At 72.1% G+C, this 16,066-nt stretch carries 11 protein-coding genes; 3 read left to right on the top strand and 8 right to left on the bottom strand.

Features of this window, described 5'->3' with window-relative positions; translation table 11 throughout:
• Positions 1-3: 3 nt before the first annotated feature.
• The 6 genes from GOBS_RS01200 to GOBS_RS01175 all read right to left on the bottom strand — a co-directional run bounded on the left by GOBS_RS01200 (position 4) and on the right by GOBS_RS01175 (position 8,369).
• The gene (locus GOBS_RS01200; RefSeq protein WP_012946488.1) at positions 4-1,599 is read right to left on the bottom strand and encodes a xylulokinase; all 1,596 of its coding nucleotides are present in this window, start codon (positions 1,597-1,599) and stop codon (positions 4-6) included.
• Between the two features lie 253 nt (positions 1,600-1,852).
• Complete coding sequence (locus GOBS_RS01195; RefSeq protein WP_243697612.1) at positions 1,853-2,905, bottom strand: LacI family DNA-binding transcriptional regulator; 1,053 nt, start codon at positions 2,903-2,905, stop codon at positions 1,853-1,855.
• An 89-nt stretch (positions 2,906-2,994) separates the two neighbouring features.
• The gene (gene mmsB, locus GOBS_RS01190; RefSeq protein ID WP_012946486.1) at positions 2,995-4,257 is read right to left on the bottom strand and encodes a multiple monosaccharide ABC transporter permease; all 1,263 of its coding nucleotides are present in this window, start codon (positions 4,255-4,257) and stop codon (positions 2,995-2,997) included.
• Entirely contained in the window at positions 4,254-5,792 is a 1,539-nt protein-coding gene (gene mmsA, locus GOBS_RS01185; RefSeq protein ID WP_012946485.1) for a multiple monosaccharide ABC transporter ATP-binding protein, read from the bottom strand. The genes mmsB and mmsA overlap by 4 nt, the downstream gene beginning before the upstream one ends.
• 169 nt (positions 5,793-5,961) lie before the next feature.
• The gene (gene chvE, locus GOBS_RS01180; RefSeq protein ID WP_012946484.1) at positions 5,962-7,116 is read right to left on the bottom strand and encodes a multiple monosaccharide ABC transporter substrate-binding protein; all 1,155 of its coding nucleotides are present in this window, start codon (positions 7,114-7,116) and stop codon (positions 5,962-5,964) included.
• Between the two features lie 317 nt (positions 7,117-7,433).
• Positions 7,434-8,369 (bottom strand): DUF5926 family protein, encoded by a 936-nt coding sequence (locus GOBS_RS01175; RefSeq protein ID WP_012946483.1) that lies wholly within the window; start codon positions 8,367-8,369, stop codon positions 7,434-7,436.
• A gap of 195 nt (positions 8,370-8,564) precedes the next feature.
• Between GOBS_RS01175 and GOBS_RS01170 the strand changes: the two genes are divergently transcribed.
• The 3 genes from GOBS_RS01170 to GOBS_RS01155 all read left to right on the top strand — a co-directional run bounded on the left by GOBS_RS01170 (position 8,565) and on the right by GOBS_RS01155 (position 12,818).
• A complete protein-coding gene (locus GOBS_RS01170; protein WP_012946482.1) occupies positions 8,565-9,773 on the top strand; it encodes a cytochrome P450 in 1,209 nt (402 codons plus the stop codon).
• A gap of 61 nt (positions 9,774-9,834) precedes the next feature.
• Positions 9,835-11,451 (top strand): long-chain fatty acid--CoA ligase, encoded by a 1,617-nt coding sequence (locus GOBS_RS01165; RefSeq protein ID WP_012946481.1) that lies wholly within the window; start codon positions 9,835-9,837, stop codon positions 11,449-11,451.
• A 128-nt stretch (positions 11,452-11,579) separates the two neighbouring features.
• Positions 11,580-12,818 carry a glycoside hydrolase family 6 protein gene (locus GOBS_RS01155; RefSeq protein ID WP_081448766.1) on the top strand — a complete coding sequence of 413 codons (1,239 nt, stop codon included), beginning with the start codon at positions 11,580-11,582 and terminating at the stop codon, positions 12,816-12,818.
• Positions 12,819-12,821: 3 nt separating this feature from the next.
• Here the strand turns inward: GOBS_RS01155 and GOBS_RS01150 are convergent, their stop codons facing one another.
• Positions 12,822-14,411: a glycosyltransferase family 39 protein gene (locus GOBS_RS01150; protein ID WP_012946479.1), complete on the bottom strand. Its 1,590-nt coding sequence runs from the start codon at positions 14,409-14,411 to the stop codon at positions 12,822-12,824.
• Positions 14,412-14,429: 18 nt separating this feature from the next.
• Positions 14,430-16,064 carry a glycosyltransferase gene (locus tag GOBS_RS27900; RefSeq protein ID WP_012946478.1) on the bottom strand — a complete coding sequence of 545 codons (1,635 nt, stop codon included), beginning with the start codon at positions 16,062-16,064 and terminating at the stop codon, positions 14,430-14,432.
• Positions 16,065-16,066 lie beyond the last annotated feature (2 nt).

Raw genomic sequence — 16,066 nt, 5'->3', positions numbered from 1 at the left:
GACTCACACGCATGTCACGGCGGCCCGCTCGACCGTGAGCCCGGCGACGTACCGCTGCACGAACGCGTCGAAGCCGGCGACGTCGGCCGGCTCGGGCGCAGCGGTCTGCAGGCCGGTGCCGGTGAAGACCGCCGTGTCCAGGTAGTCGGCCAGGTCCTGTCCCGGCGAGCGCCCGGTGGCGAACGCAGCCAGGACGGCGATCCCCCAGGCGCCACCCTCCGCAGCGACGTCCCCGACGGAGACCGGGGTGTCGATCGCAGCGGCCAGGAAGCGTTGCGCCACGCCCTTGGTCCGGAACAGGCCGCCGTGCGCGAACATCCGGTCCAGCCGCACGCCCTCGGTCTTCTGCAGGACGTCCATGCCGATCCGCAGGGTGGCGAGGGAGGCGAACAGGTGCGTCCGCATGAAGGTGGCGAGGTCGAACCTGCTGTCCGGGGACCGCACGAACAGCGGCCGCCCCTCCTCGAGGTCGGTGATCGGCTCCCCGGAGAGGTAGTTGTAGGCGAGCATGCCGCCGCAGTCGCTCGCGCCGTCCAGTGCGGCGGTGAAGAGCGTCTCGAACACCTTCGACGGGTCCACCTCGGCACCCATCGCCCGGGCGAACTCGGTGAACAGACCGGCCCAGGCGTTCAGCTCACTGGCGCCGTTGTTGCAGTGCACCATGGCCACCGGGTCGCCGGCCGGCGTGGTGACCAGGTCCAGTTCGCGGTGCGCCCGGGTGAGCTCCCGCTCGAGCACGACCATGGCGAAGATGCTCGTCCCGGCGGAGACGTTGCCGGTGCGCGGAGCGACCGAGTTGGTGGCGACCATCCCCGTGCCCGCGTCACCCTCGGGTGGGCAGAGCGGGATGCCGGGACGCAGTCGCCCGGTCGGGTCGAGCAGCTGAGCGCCCGCCTCGGTGAGCTGGCCGGCCGGCTGGCCGGCCGGCGCGATCCTGGGCAGCAGGTCGGCGAGGGTCAGCTCGGCCCCGGCCTCGGCAGCCAGCTGGTCGAACCGGGCCAGCATCGGAGCGGAGTATCCACCGGTACCGACGTCGATCGGGAACATGCCGCTGGCATCGCCGATGCCGAGGACCTTCTCGCCGGTGAGCTGCCTGTGCACGTAGCCGGCCAGGGTCGTCAGGTGGTCGAGCCGACCGACGTGCTCCTCGCGGTCCAGGACCGCCTGGTACAGGTGCGCGACGCTCCACCGGTGCGGGATGTTGACGCCGAACTCCGCGCTGAGCCGCTCGGCTGATCGGCCCGTGTTCGTGTTGCGCCAGGTGCGGAACGGCGTGAGCAGCTCACCGTCGACGTCGAACGCCAGATAGCCGTGCATCATCGCCGACACGCCGAGCGCGCCGACTCCTGCCAGCTCGACCCCGTGCCGTTGCCGCACGTCGTCCGTCAGAGCCGCGAAGCTCTGCTGCACCCCTGACCAGACGGCCTCCAGCGAGTACGTCCACCGCCGTTCGACGAACTGGTTCTCCCAGTCGTGGCTGCCGACCGCGAGCGGAGCGTGGTCCGGGCCGATGAGCACTGCCTTGATCCGGGTCGAGCCCAGCTCGATCCCCAGGGCCGTGCGGCCGCCGGTGATCGCTTCGCCGGCATCCGTCGTCATCTGTCGCGACCTTCTCGCCGCGGGGTGGTGGGCCCGCCCGGGGTCCCGCGGAGCGCAGCACCGCCGGTCCCCGTACCCCGCCTGTCGCGGACGACGTCCGCCCGGCCCGACAGCGTCCCGGAGTCCGGCCTGACCACGTCGGTGTCAGCTGGTCCAGCGGTGCTCGGCATCGGTTCCTCCTCCGCCCGGCGGCTGCGACGACGGCCGGACGGCCGCGTCGCCGCCGGGGATGTTAGCGCTAACAGGGCGGCCGTCACACCCCGGCAGGCATGCTCACCACCGGGACGGGGCCGCTGCTGGACCGGACCAGCAGGACCGGCGGGACCGGCTGCAGGCGCAGCTCGCGACCGGCCAGCCGAGCCAGCACCAGCTGCACCGCACGGTGACCGAGCTCGGCGAAGTCCTGCCGGACCGTCGTCAGCGGCGGGGTCAGGTAGGGCGCCTCGGGCAGGTCGTCGAAGCCGACGACGCTGACGTCCCGCGGGGCCTCGAGCCCCTCCTCGTGGAACGCCGCGAGCAGCCCCATGGCCATCTGGTCGTTGGCGACGAACACCGCGGTGACCTCCTCGCCCTCGCGGCGGCGCGTGGCGAGCAGGCGGCCGGCCCGGTGACCCGAGGACGGCGTCCAGTCGCCGTGCACGCACACGGGCACCGCGGCACCGGCGGCGACCAGCTCCGCGCGCCAGCCCTCGACCCGGTCGCGGGACTCCTGGGAGTCGGCGGGGCCGGTGACGTGGTGGACCGTGCGGTGACCGAGGTCGAGCAGGTGCCGCGTCGCCAGCCGCGCGCCGGCGACCTGGTCCACGCCCACGGCGGGCTCCTCGAGCGCCCCGCCGCTCTGCACCGTGACCAGGGGCAGCGGGGTGTCCACCGCGTGCAGCGCCTCGGCGGCGTCGTCGTAGGTGGCCAGCGCCAGGACGGCGTCGACCGACTGGGCGACGAAGCGGTCGACGGCGTCGCGCATCGCGTCGGCGGTCGCCTCGTCGAGCACGGTGACGCTGAGCGAGTACCCGGCCGCCCGCGCCGCGCGCTCCAGCCCGACGAGGGTCTGCCCCGGGCCGTACTGGTTGATGTTCACGGTGACGAACCCGAGGGTCCGCGTAGAGCCGGTCACCAGGGCCCGCGCGGCGGTGTTCGGCCGGTAGCCCAGCTCGCGGATGGCCTGCTCGACGCGCTCCCGGGTCCCCGGCGCGACGTTGCGGTGCCCGTTGATGACCCGGGACACCGTCTGGTGGGAGACGCCCGCCCGAGCCGCGACGTCCGACATGACCAGCGCTCGGCTCGCCCCCTCGGGCCCCACCGTCACCCCTCCCCGTCGAGGAGCCGGCCTGCGGCCGTCTCGGTCCGTGCCCTGCCGGGCGGCCCCGCGGGAACACCGTGGGGCCGCCCCGGGCGTCAGCGGGACGTGCCTGCCCGCCGCTTGTTGTAGACGTCGAAGGCCACGGCCAGCAGCAGCACCAGGCCCTTGACCACCGACTGGATGGACTGGTCGACACCCATGAGCTGCATGCCGTTGCTCATGACGGCCATGATCAGACCACCGACCATGGCCCCGACGACCGTGCCGACACCGCCGGTGACGGCGGCACCGCCGATGAACGCCGCGGCGATCGCGTCGAGCTCGAACATGTTGCCCGCGCCGGGCTGGGCGCCGTTGGACCGTGACGAGAAGACGACGCCGGCGATCCCTGCCAGGAGGCCCATGTTGACGAAGATCCAGAAGTTGACCGCCCGGACCTTGACACCCGACAGCGTGGCCGCCGCCAGGTTGCCGCCGATGGCGTACACCTGGCGCCCGAAGACGGTCCGCGTGGTGATGACGCTGTAGGTGATGACCAGCACGGCCAGGATGATCAGCACGATCGGCAGGCCGCGGGCGTGCGCCAGCTGCCACGCGAAGTACATGACGACCGCGCCAACCAGCGCGATCTTGGCGACGAACAGCGGGAACGACTCGACCGGCTGGTCGTAGCGGATGCGCGCGATGCGGCTGCGGTACTGGCTGACCGCGTACCCGGCGACCGCGATCCCGCCGATGAGCAGGGTGAACGCGTCATAGCCGTTGCCGCCGAGCAGGCCGTTGAGGAAGCCGCTGGCGATCCGACCGTATCCCTGTGGGAACGGCGAGAGCGAGATGTTGTCGAGCACCTGCAGCGTCAGGCCGCGGAAGAGCAGCATGCCGGCGAGGGTCACGATGAACGCCGGGATGCCGACGTAGGCCACCCAGAAGCCCTGCCAGGCGCCGATGGCCACACCCGTCGCCAGGGCCGCGAGCACGCCCACCCACCACGGCATGCCCTGCTGGATGACCAGCACCGCGGAGACCGCGCCGGTGAGAGCGACCACTGACCCGACCGAGAGGTCGATGTGCCCGGCGATGATCACGATGACCATGCCGATGGCCAGGATCAGGATGTAGCTGTACTGCAGGACGATGTTGGTGACGTTGCCCGGGGACAGCAGCGTCCCGTCGGTGAGCACGGTGAACAGCGCGATGATCGCCACGAAGGCGATGTAGATGCCGCTCTGGCGAAGGTTGCTCGTCAGCAGCGCGCGGACGTTGCTGGTCCCCGTGTGCAGGGCGACGGCTGGCGCCACGTCCTTGGGGGCGGTCGCCGTCTGGGCCTCGGGCTCCGACGGGGGCACGGTCCTGGTCATGCCGCGAGCTCCTTCTCCTTGGTCATGAGCTCCATCAGGTTCTCCTGGGTCGCCTGGCCGACGGGCACCTCGCCGGTGATCCGGCCCGCGGACAGGGTGTAGATGCGGTCGCAGATGCCGAGCAGCTCGGGCAGCTCGGAGGAGATGACCAGCACCGCCTTACCGGCCGCGACCAGCCGGTTGATGATCGTGTAGATCTCGTACTTCGCACCCACGTCGATGCCGCGAGTGGGCTCGTCGAGGATCAGCACCTCGGGGTCGGTGTACAGCCACTTGGACAGCACGACCTTCTGCTGGTTGCCACCGGAGAGCTTGCCGACGACCGAGGCGACGCTCGGGGCCTTGACGTTCATGCTCTTCCGGTAGCCCTCGGCGACCTTGATCTCCTCGTTGCCGTTGACGAAGCCCTTGCTGGCGAGCTTGTCCAAGGCGGCAGCGGAGATGTTGCGCCGGATGTCCTGGATGAGGTTGAGGCCGTAGTGCTTGCGGTCCTCGGTCGCGTAGGCGATCCCGGCGTCGATCGCCTCGGAGACGTTGCGCGGCTTGACCTCCTTGCCGTGCACGAAGAGCCGGCCGGTGATGTTGCGGCCGTAGGCGCGCCCGAAGATGCTCATCGCCAGCTCGGTGCGCCCGGCGCCCATGAGGCCGGCGATCCCGACGACCTCCCCGGCCCGGACGGTGAAGTTCGCCCCGTCGACGACCTTGCGCTCCTGGGTCGGGTGCCAGACGGTCCAGTCCTCGACCCGCAGGACCTCCTCGCCGGGGTGCGACTCGCGCTCGGGGTAGTAGCTCTCCAGGTCGCGGCCGACCATCCCGCGGATGATCCGCTCCTGGGTGACCTCGCCGGCGTGCAGGTTGAGCGTCTCCACCGTCTTGCCGTCGCGGATGACCGTGACGTTGTCCGAGACCGCGGTGATCTCGCCGAGCTTGTGCGAGATCATGATGCTGGTGATCCCGCGCTCGCGGAGCCGGCGCATCAGGTCCAGCAGGTGCGCGGAGTCGTTGTCGTTGAGCGCGGCTGTCGGCTCGTCGAGGATGAGCAGCCGCACGTCCTTCGACAGCGCCTTGGCGATCTCCACCAGCTGCTGCTTGCCCACACCCAGCTGCCCGACCGGGGTCACCGGGTTCTCGTCCAGCCCGACCTCGGCCAGCAGGCGGGCGGCCTCGGCGTTGGCCTTGTTCCAGTCGATGAGCCCGCCGCGGCCGCGCCGCTCGTTGCCCAGGAACATGTTCTCCGCGATGGACAGGTAGGGCACCAGCGCGAGCTCCTGGTGGATGATCACGATGCCCACGTGCTCGCTGTCGCGGATGCCGGAGAAGCGGACCGGCTGGCCGTCGAAGACGATCTCGCCCTCGTAGCTCCCCGCCGGGTAGACGCCCGAGAGGACCTTCATGAGGGTCGACTTGCCGGCGCCGTTCTCGCCGCAGATCGCGTGGATCTCGCCCCGGCGGACCGCCAGGTTAACGTCCTCCAGGGCCTTGACTCCCGGGAAGGTCTTGGTGATGCCGCGCATCTCCAGGATGTGGTCGTCCATGGGACCTCGTCGTCCTGTCGTCGGCGCCTCCTGGGGCGCCCGCGAATGGTGGAGAGAGTGTGCGCTGCCCCCGGCAAGGTCGGCCAGGGGCGCGGAGGGGTGTCCGGGTGGTACCGGCCGGGCCCGGCAGCAGGTGCTGCCGGGCCCGGCCGGGCTCAGGGTGCCGTGGTCAGTCCGACTGGCCGCTGGCGACCTCGTCGGCCGTCCAGTAGCCGGAGTCGATCAGCACGGACTGGATGTCGTCCGCGAAGACCGTCTCGACCGGGAGCAGGTAGGACGGGACGACCTTGACGCCGTTGTCGTACGTCTCGGTGTCGTTGGCCTGCGGCTCGCCGCCCTCGGCGAAGGCGGACGCGGCGGCGACGGCCTGCTCGGCCAGCAGACGGGTGTCCTTGAAGATCGTGGAGCTCTGGACCCCGTCCTGGATCAGCTTCACCGAGGCGATCTCGGCGTCCTGACCGGTGACGACCGCCATCGGGTTGGCGGCGTCGAGCGTCGGGCCGTAGCCGGCGTTCTGCAGCGCGGTGATGATGCCGCGGGAGAGGCCGTCGTACGGCGAGAGGACGCCGTCGACCCGCGAGCCGTCGTTGTAGGCGGAGGTCAGCAGGTCCTCCATCCGCCGCTGGGCGGTCTCCTGCTGCCAGCGCAGGATCGCGGCCTGCTCGATGTTCGTCTGGCCCGACTTGACGACCAGGGTGCCGTCGTCGATCAGCGGCTGCAGGACGTCCATCGCGCCGTTGAAGAAGAAGAACGCGTTGTTGTCGTCCAGCGAGCCGGCGAACAGCTCGATGTTGAACGGGCCGGTCGCGGTGCCGGGTGAGCCGTCCTCGTTGCGCAGGCCCAGACCCTGCAGCAGGGCGTTGCCCTGCGCCTGGCCGACGGCGAAGTTGTCGAACGTGACGTAGAAGTCGACGTTCTCGGTGTCGCGGATGAGGCGGTCGTAGGAGACCACCGGGATGTTGTTGGCCGCCGCGTTCTCCAGCTGACCGGAGAGGGCGGTGCCGTCGATCGCCGCGACGACGAGGATGTCGGCACCCTCGGTGATCATCTGGTCGATCTGCTGCGACTGGGTGGGGATGTCGTCGTTGGCGTACTGCAGGTCGACGGTGTAGCCCTCGCCCTCCAGCTGCTCCTTGACGTTGTTGCCGTCGGCGATCCAGCGCTCGGAGGTCTGGGTCGGCATCGAGACGCCGATGGCCAGGTCCTCCGCCGCGGCGCCCTCGCCACCGGCACCGCCGCTGCCACCGGCGCCCTCGCCGCCACAGGCCGCCAGGGTCAGCGCCATACCGGCGCTGAGGGCGGCGAAGCCGAGCCTCTTGCTCACGTGATCTCCTCCTCGAGACTGCTGCGCGCTCGACCCGGCGCAGGCCCGCCCGTGGCGAGCGGCACAAGTGTGAGCGTTAACAACCCACTGCCGTCAACCCCTGTTCGCCACCTCGGCGTCACGGTCTCGTAACGAGCCCCTGGGAGTGGCCGCATCGGGTGAGCCGCGTCGGCCAACAATGAGCCGACCGCTACCCCACGTCGACCGGGCCGGTGCATCGGCGCCCACCGGCCCGTCCCGGGCTGCGCCCCGAGCTCGCGTGGCACGGGTAGGACGGGGTCCTCCTCCGAGTGGCGGGGAGCAGGGGGGGTCCTGTCTCAGCGCAGGGTGACCTGCCGGGACAGCAGGCCCGCCCGGGCGCGGCGCTCGTCGGCGGTCAGCGGGTCGGTGGTCTCCAGCGCCTGTTCCAGCCGGGCCTGGAACGCGGTGGCGGCGTCCGTCCAGTCGGCGGCCGGGGTCTCGGCGGGCAGGTCCCACACCGGCACGAGGAGGCCGTGCGCCCGGAAGGCGCCGGCGTAGCGGGTGCCCTCGCCGAGCAGGATCTCGCCCGAGGCGCGCAGCCGGGCCAGCGCGTCGAGCAGCCGCTCCTCCGGCTCGGGCCGCACCCAGCGCAGGTGGGCGCGCTCGGCGCCGGGCCGCACCCAGTAGGCAGCGCCGAGGCCGGGCAGCAGCTCCGTGGGCAGGATCGCGGCGTTGGCCTGCTCCAGCCCGGCCTGCGCCGCGGCCCCGGCCTCGACACCCTCGAGCCAGAAGCCGAAGTCCTCGTGCACGGTCACCTCGAGCGGTGCCCCGAGGTCCACCAGCTCCTGCAGCCGCGGCCCGGCCGAGCCCGCCCCGCCGAGCGGGCCCGGGTCGACCGGCGCGCCGGCAGGCGCCTCGAGGGCGGCGGCCAGCGCCGTGCCGAGGTCGCGGCTGACGTCGTCGGAGCCGCCCTGCAGCTGGACGCCGAGCAGGATCTCGCCGTTGGCGCGGACCAGGGCCGGAGCCCCGCCGGGCAGCACGCTGGCCAGGGTCACGTCGCGCCCGTCTGCCGTCCGCAGGGGCGCGGTCGCCGCCGGAACCAGCTCGCGCAGCGCCACCCAGTGCGGCTCGCCGGGCAGCCCCTCGAACGGCCGGGCCACCGGCGGGGCGTAGCCCGAGCCGTGGCAGTGCTTGTAGCGGCGGCCCGAGCCGCACGGACAGGGCGCCTTGGGGTTGACGTCGTTCCCTGTGGCAGGGGCAGCGGGACGCTTGCGGGTCGCGGAGCGGGCCATGGTCCGAGCGTAAGCGGCCCCTCGCAGGGTCCCGCCGCGAGCCTGCAAGGCGGGAGGTGGACGGGGCGGCCCCCACGCAGGGTCCCGCCGCGAGCCTGCGAGTGGCGGGGGGCGAGGGTGGCCCCCGTCCAGAGGCTCGCGCCGAGCTTGCGAGGCGGGACGAGGACGGGGGTCCTTCTTCTACGCTGCTCCGGCGTGACACCCGCGGCCGCGCCGATCGACCTCACCGACCCGACCGTCGTCGCCGACCCCTATCCGGCCTTCGCGCGCGCCCGGTCGCAGGCGCCGGTGCAGTGGCACGAGGGGCTGGGCCTGTGGCTGGCGTTCACCCACGCCGAGAGCAACGCCGTCCTGCGCGATCGGCGGCTGGGCCGGATCTGGCGGGACCGGGAGCCGGCGGAGCGGTTCCGGTCCTTCAACCTGGTCCACCGCAACGCGCTGCTGGAGATGGAGCCGCCGGACCACACCCGGCTGCGCCGGCTGGTCAGCGCCGCCTTCGCCCGCGGGCACGTCGAGCGGCTGCGGCCGTGGGTGCAGCAGCTGGCCGCCGAGCTGGTCGACGGCCTGGTGGAGCGTTCCGGCGGCACCGAGCCGGCGGACGTCCTGTCCGGGATGGCCGACGAGCTGCCCGTCGCCGTCATCGCCGAGCTGCTCGGCGTCCCGCAGGCCGACCGGCCGCTGCTGCGGCCGTGGTCCAACGCGATCGTGAAGATGTACGAGTACGGCCGGACGGCGGCCGTCGAGGACGCCGCCGAACGTGCGGCGGACCGGTTCGTCACCTACCTGCGCGGGCTAGCCGCCGAGCGCCGCCGCACCCCGGGCGACGACCTGCTGTCCCACCTGGTGACCGTGCGCGACACCGAGGGCGACCGGCTCACCGAGGACGAGCTGGTGACCACCTGCGTCCTGCTGCTCAACGCCGGGCACGAGGCGACGGTCAACGTCAGCGGCAACGGCCTGCTGGCGCTGCTCGAGCACCCCGACCAGCTGGCCCGGCTCCGCGCGGACCCCGGCCTGCTGCCGACGGCGGTCGAGGAGCTGATGCGGTTCGACTCGCCGCTGCAGCTGTTCGAGCGGACCGCGACGGCCGACGTGGACCTCGGCGGCACCACCGTGCGGCAGGGGCAGAAGGTCGCAGCGCTGCTCGGCGCCGCGAACCGGGACCCGGCGGTGTTCGCCGACCCCGACAGCCTCGACGTCGGCCGCACCGACAACCCGCACACCACCTTCGGGGCCGGCGTGCACTTCTGCATCGGCGCCCCGCTGGCCCGGGTCGAGCTGCAGGCGTCCTTCGGCGCTCTGCTGGAGCGCACGTCCCGGCTGGAGCTCGGCGGGGAGCCGGTGCGCCGCCCGGAGTTCGTCATCCGCGGCCTGGCCGAGCTGCCCGTCGTGCTGGCCCGCTGACCTGGCCCGTCCCGGCCGGGCCGTTGTGGATCGTGAGCGCGGTCACTGGCAGGATCCGGCCATGCGCGGCCTCATGCAGGACTATTCCCTGACCATCGACGCGATCTTCCGGCACGTCGAGCAGCACTACGGCGACGGGACGATCGCCACCGCGGGGCCCGGCGGGGTCACCCGGGCGACGTACGCGGAGTGGGCCGAGCGCACCCGGCGGCTCGGCGGGGTGCTCGACACGCTCGGCATCAGCGCCGACGGCCGGGTCGGCACCTTCGGCTGGAACAGCCAGCGCCACCTCGAGCTGTACTTCGCCGCGCCGAGCTCCGGCCGGGTGCTGCACACGCTCAACGTGCGGCTGTTCCCCGAGCAGCTGACCTACATCGCCAACCACGCCGAGGACGAGGCCGTCTTCGTCGACCGCACGGTGCTGCCCCTGCTGTGGCCGCTCGTCGACACGATGAAGACCGTCCGGCACGTCGTGGTCATGGACGACGGCGGCGACAACGAGATCCCCGACGACCCGCGGGTCCTCGACTACGAGGCGCTGCTGGCCGACGCCCAGCCGGTCGAGTTCGGTGTCACGGACGAGAACTCGGCTGCCTACATGTGCTACACGAGCGGCACCACGGGCAACCCCAAGGGCGTCGTCTACTCGCACCGCTCGACGTTCCTGCACACCATGGGCGTCATGGCGCCCAACGCCTTCGGCCTGGGCATCCGGGACGTCGCGATGCCGGTCGTGCCGATGTTCCACGCCAACGCCTGGGGCATCGCGCAGGCCGCCCCGGCCGCGGGCGCCTCGCTGGTCATGCCCGGCTCGATGATGCAGCCCGAGGCCCTGGCGAACCTGATCGTCGAGGAGGGCGTCACCTTCACCGCCGGCGTCCCGACCATCTGGCAGGGCGTGCTCCCCCACCTGGCCGGTCGGCCGCACAAGCTGCGCGACATCGGCTGCGGCGGCTCCGCGGTGCCCAGGGCGCTGAGCGAGGCCTACCGCGAGCAGGTCGGCCTGCCCATCCTGCAGGCCTGGGGCATGACCGAGACCCACCCGGTCGCCTCCTCCGGCGTCCTGCCGCGGCGCTACGCCGACGCCGACGCCGAGACGCAGGCCGACCAGCGGTCCCGGGCCGGGCTGCCGTTCCTCGGCGTCGAGGCCCGGATCGTCGACGCCGAGACCCTCGAGCCCCAGCCGTGGGACGACAAGGCCACCGGCGAGCTGCAGGTGCGCGGGCCGTGGTGCGCGCAGGACTACTACAACCCCGACGCCGGGGTGGAGCTGACCACGCCCGACGGCTGGATGCGCACCGGTGACGTCGCGGCGATGGACCCGTTCGGCTCGATCCGGATCGCCGACCGCACCAAGGACCTCATCAAGTCCGGCGGCGAGTGGATCAGCTCGGTCGACCTGGAGAACGCGATCATGAGCCACCCGAAGGTCAGGGAGGCCGCGGTCGTCGGCGTCCCGCACCCGAAGTGGGACGAGCGCCCGCTGGCCTGCGTCGTCCTCAGGGACGGCGAGACGGCCACCGAGGAGGAGATCCTCGAACACCTCAAGCCGCAGGTGGCCAAGTGGTGGCTGCCCGACGCGGTCGAGTTCATCGACGAGGTGCCCAAGACCAGCGTCGGGAAGTTTTCCAAGAAGGACCTGCGCACCCGCTTCGCGGGGTTCCTCGCGAAGGGCTGAGCACCGGGGTGGATCCGTCCGGGCGACGCGGACGGATCCACCCCGTCCGTAACCACACGGTGGGGCCGAAGGCACGCTGAGTTACACCGAGTGGTGACGTGAAGGAATCGGTCCACTACTTTACGTGCATGCCCGTCGTCACCACCGCGCCGCCCAGTACCTCCGGCCGGCACCGGCCAGGTCGCGGCAGGCGACTGCTGTGGACGTCCGGGCTCGCCGCGGCACTGGTCGGCACCGGCCTGGTCACGCCGCTGCTCACCGGTCCCGAGGCGACGCCGGCCGCGCAGCCGGCCATCGAGCAGGTCCGCAAGGTCCGACCGGCGCCGACGACGACGGCTCCGGCTCCGGCTCCTGCCATCGCCAGCCCCACGACGAGCGCTCCCGCGCCGAGCAGCACGACGACCGCCGCGCCCTCGACGCCCGCGAGCGCCGCTCCGACGAGCAGCTCCGCCGCCGGTGCGCCGAGCACCACGACGCCCGCCGCACCGACCTCGACCGCCGCCCCGGCCCCCTCGACGGCCAACCCGCTCGCCGGGATGACCTTCCACGGCCCCAACACCGGTGCGGCCCTGGCCGCGGCGCAGCCGGGCCGCAGCCCCGAGGACGCCGCGGCGCTCGCCCAGCTGGCGGGCGTGCCCACGGCGACCTGGCTGGGGGCGTGGAGCGGAGACGTCACGGCGGCGGTCCGCCAGGAGGTCACCGCCGCCCGCGCGGCCGGGGCCGTGCCGGTCCTCGTCACGTACAACGTCCCGGGCCGGGACTGCGGCGGCTACTCAGCCGGGGGCGTGGACTCGTCGGCCGAGTACCTCCGCTGGGTGCAGGCGGTCGCGGCCGGCATCGGGACCGCGCAGGCGGTGGTGGTCGTCGAGCCCGACGCGCTCGCGCTGCTGTGCGGCGACCCGGCGCAGCGCCTGTCGCTGCTGCGGTCGGCAGTCGAGGTGCTCGAGGCCAACGCCGGCACCCACACCTACCTCGACGCCGGGCACTCGACCTGGATCGACGCCGCGACGATGGCCGAGCGGCTTCGCGCCGCCGGGGTGACCGCCGCGGACGGCTTCGCGCTGAACGTCTCCAACTTCCAGACGACCGCGAGCAACGTGGCCTACGGCCATCAGGTGTCGTCGCTGCTGGGCGGCGCCCACTTCGTCGTGGACACCAGCCGCAACGGCAACGGCCCCGGCAGCGACTGGTGCAACCCCCCGGGCCGCGCCCTCGGCGAGCGCCCGACGGCGCAGACCGGGCAGCCCCGGGTCGACGCGTTCCTGTGGGTCAAGCGACCCGGCGAGTCCGACGGCACGTGCAACGGCGGCCCGGCCCCCGGGACCTTCTGGGACGCCTATGCCATCGGGCTGGTCCGGGGCTACTGACCGTCAGTCGCCGACCCCGTCGAGCTCACCGGCCGGCAGCAGCTCGCTGTAGCCGACGCGGTATACCAGCAGGCGCAGGCCCGGGGACGGTTCGTGGACCGCGGTCTGCTCGAAGTTGCGCTGGAAGTGCTGGAAGACGTCCTCCTCGTAGCCCTGGTCGTAGCTCAGCAGCAGGTACACGTACCGGTGTCCCTCGGTGAGCGACTCGACCTGCTCGGGCAGCTGCGCGGGGTCGAACGCCGGCGCGGATCCCTCCCGGTCCCACAGCGGCAGGGTCGCGACCCGCGCGTCTCCGTCGTAGTAGTACTCGAACGGGTAGACGGTGAACGACGAGCTGAGCACCACGACGTCCTGCGGCGTGGCGCCGCCGGCGACCAGCTGCGCGGCCGTGCGGTAGTCCTCGTCCACCGGTGTCTCGGGGTTCGCGGCCTGCACCACCGTGCCGAGGACGGTGACGGCCAGCAGGACGGCGGCCAGAACCCGGGCCACCGGCCGGGTGAGGCTGCTGCTGAAGCGGACGACGACCAGCAGCAGCGCCGGGAGCGCGGCGATCATGTACCGGCTCAGGAAGAACGGCGTCACCAGGTGGCTGACGACGAAGGCCAGCAGCACCGGCACGAAGGCGGCCACCACCAGGTAGGCCGTCGCCCGGTCGAGCCGGACGCCGACCCGCACGCTGGCCAGGGCGGCGAGCACCAGCAGCGGCCACGTCGACACCAGGACGGTGTTGATGGTGTCGCTCTGGAACCCGAACAGGAACTGGGAGTAGACGTTCGAGTAGTCGACCGACGACGGCTCTGGGAGGTTCGGCCGGGTCTCCGAGGCCGACCCCTGGGACCGGAAGTAGAGGAACCACGGCAGGTAGGCGGCGCCCACGAGCCCGGCCACCCCGGCCATCTTCACGATCGTGGTGCGCGGCAGCCGCCGCCACATGAGCAGGACGTAGACCCCCTGCGCCACCAGCACGAACGCGAAGAAGTAGTGGGTGTAGACGCCGACGACGGCGGCCGCGGCGTAGCCGGCCCAGGCGGTGGTCCGGTCGGTGGCCACCAGCGTCAGGAAGAAGTACTGGCTGACCAGGGTGACCAGGACCAGCATCGAGTACATGCGGGCCTCGTTGCCGTACCACTGCAGGAACGGCGAGCAGCTGAACAGGACGAGGGCGAACAGCGCCCACGGCGTGCTGAGGACCTTGCGCGCGACCGCGTAGAAGACCGGGACGGCGGCGAGCAGGAACACCAGCGACAACAGCCGGGCGGTCTCGACGTCCGGGCCGAGCACGAGCCGCCAGGTGCGCAGCAGCACGTGGTACAGCGGGACGTGCACGTCCTCGGCGATGATCCGCAGCAGCTCGCCGTAGCTGTGGTTGGTCTGCCACAGGCTCTGCGCCTCGTCCAGGCGGATGGAGTTCCGGAGGAACTCGGCCCGGGCGCCCAGGACGACGAGGCCGAGGCACAGCAGGTGGACGAGCCCCACGACGACGGGGTCGCCGCTCCGCCGGGGGACGACGAGGCGCGACCCCTGGTGGGCGCGGTGACGGGCCCGGGGGCCGACAGCGGGTGACGGCGGGGCGGACAGCAGATCGGTGGACACGGCGCTCCTCGCGGCGGCTCAGTCGTGGGCCGGCTGGAGGGCCGGCTCGACCGACGGGGTGGGGGGCGCCGTCGCCCGGTCCTCGGCAGCCGCGGCCGGCCGGGACGGGAGCGAGGCGGGGACGAACGACGCACTGCGGGACGCGCGCGACGGCGAGGCCGCCATGATGAAGGGAACGGCGATGGCCAGGTGCACGGTGAGCCACGCGACGTTGGCCATCAGCGAGGGGCTGGCGCCCTCGCGGGCCGCGCCGATCGCCAGCGCGACGGCCGCGACCACCGCGTAGACCAGTTGCGGCACGACCAGCCGGAGGAAGTTCGGCCGGGCTCCGTCGGAGGCGGTCTTGCTCGTCACGGCGAACGACGTCTTGCGGTTGGCCAGCACCGCCACCAGCGCGGTGATCTGCAGCCACCACGCGCTGAGCGAGAAGGCGATCGCCTGGTAGCTGTAGGTGAAGTTGCTGGTGCGCTGCAGCACGTACAGGTTGATCCACATGTAGGGCACGAAGACCAGCGCGAGCGTCATCGTCGACGTCACGATCGGGGTCTCCCCGGTGAGCAGGAAGACGATGGGCAGCAGCGCGTCGAGCAGGATGACCGAGCCGGAGAGGTAGTAGCTCGCCGAGAGCAGGTACTGCAGCTTCTGAGCCGTGCTCAGGCCCTGCCGCAGCAGCGGGTTGTACTTGAAGATCACCTCGAGGCTGCCGCGCGTCCAGCGGAACTGCTGCTTGTAGTAGTTGAGGAAGTCGTCGGGGGCCAGACCCTCGGCGAGGACCTTGGGCACGTAGACGCTCTTCCACCCCCGCTCGTGCATGAACAGCGAGGTGAGGAAGTCCTCGGCGATGTTGAACTCGCACATGCCGCCGGCGTCGGCGATCGCGCTGCGCCGCACGGCCATGTTGGTGCCGCACATGAACGCGGAGTCCAATCGGCTCTTGCCCGCCATGATCGGCCCGAAGAACAGCGTCTGCTGGTCCCAGGCCACGCGAGTGATCCGGTTGCGGAGCTGGTTCGCGTAGAACTGCGGCGTCTGCACGAAGCCCATGTCGTCGGTGACGAAGTACCCCATGACCTCGGCCAGGAAGTCGGCGTGGGGGACGTGGTCGGCGTCGAAGACGACGAAGAAGGGGCTGTCGGTCCGGGAGAGGGCGTGGTTGATGTTGCCCGCCTTCGCCCCGCCGGGCGTCACCCGGGTGATGCAGGTGACGCCGAGCTCGTCGGCCAGCTCCTCGATCTCCCGCCAGTCGTCCTTGCCGGCGACCAGTCCGTCGTTGAGCAGGTACACGCGGAAAGGCGTCGGGTAGCGCATCGCCTGCGCGGCGCGCGCCGTCTCGCGGACGACGTCGACCGGCTCACCGCAGACGGTGATGAAGACGTCGACCGGCGCGTTGAAGTCCGGGTCGAAGGTGCGCGCGGTGTCGCGGCCCCAGACGGTCCAGCAGTAGCCGACGATCTGGACCAGGTGGAACAACTCGGTGGCCAGCAGGGCCGCGAACAGGAACCAGTTGCCGTGCTCGAAGGCGAAGCTGATGACCAGCGTGTACGCGACCGCGAGCACCACGTTGGCGACCAGGAAACCGCGGTTGGGCACGTACCGCAGGAAGCCGGTGGTGTCCGGGCGTGCGGTCGCACTGCGACCGGGGGCGAGTGACACGG

Origin of the sequence: Geodermatophilus obscurus DSM 43160, from assembly GCF_000025345.1 — a bacterium.
Classification (GTDB): domain Bacteria; phylum Actinomycetota; class Actinomycetes; order Mycobacteriales; family Geodermatophilaceae; genus Geodermatophilus; species Geodermatophilus obscurus.
This window is presented reverse-complemented; position numbering and strand designations above follow the sequence as displayed.

Bases quoted from the DNA above. Each gene is read 5' to 3' on its own strand.
- mmsB (WP_012946486.1), bottom strand. From the start codon at position 4,257: ATGACCAGGACCGTGCCCCCGTCGGAGCCCGAGGCCCAGACGGCGACC.
- GOBS_RS01165 (WP_012946481.1), top strand. From the start codon at position 9,835: ATGCGCGGCCTCATGCAGGACTATTCCCTGACCATCGACGCGATCTTC.
- GOBS_RS01175 (WP_012946483.1), bottom strand. From the start codon at position 8,369: ATGGCCCGCTCCGCGACCCGCAAGCGTCCCGCTGCCCCTGCCACAGGG.
- GOBS_RS01200 (WP_012946488.1), bottom strand. From the start codon at position 1,599: ATGACGACGGATGCCGGCGAAGCGATCACCGGCGGCCGCACGGCCCTG.
- GOBS_RS01155 (WP_081448766.1), top strand. From the start codon at position 11,580: ATGCCCGTCGTCACCACCGCGCCGCCCAGTACCTCCGGCCGGCACCGG.
- mmsA (WP_012946485.1), bottom strand. From the start codon at position 5,792: ATGGACGACCACATCCTGGAGATGCGCGGCATCACCAAGACCTTCCCG.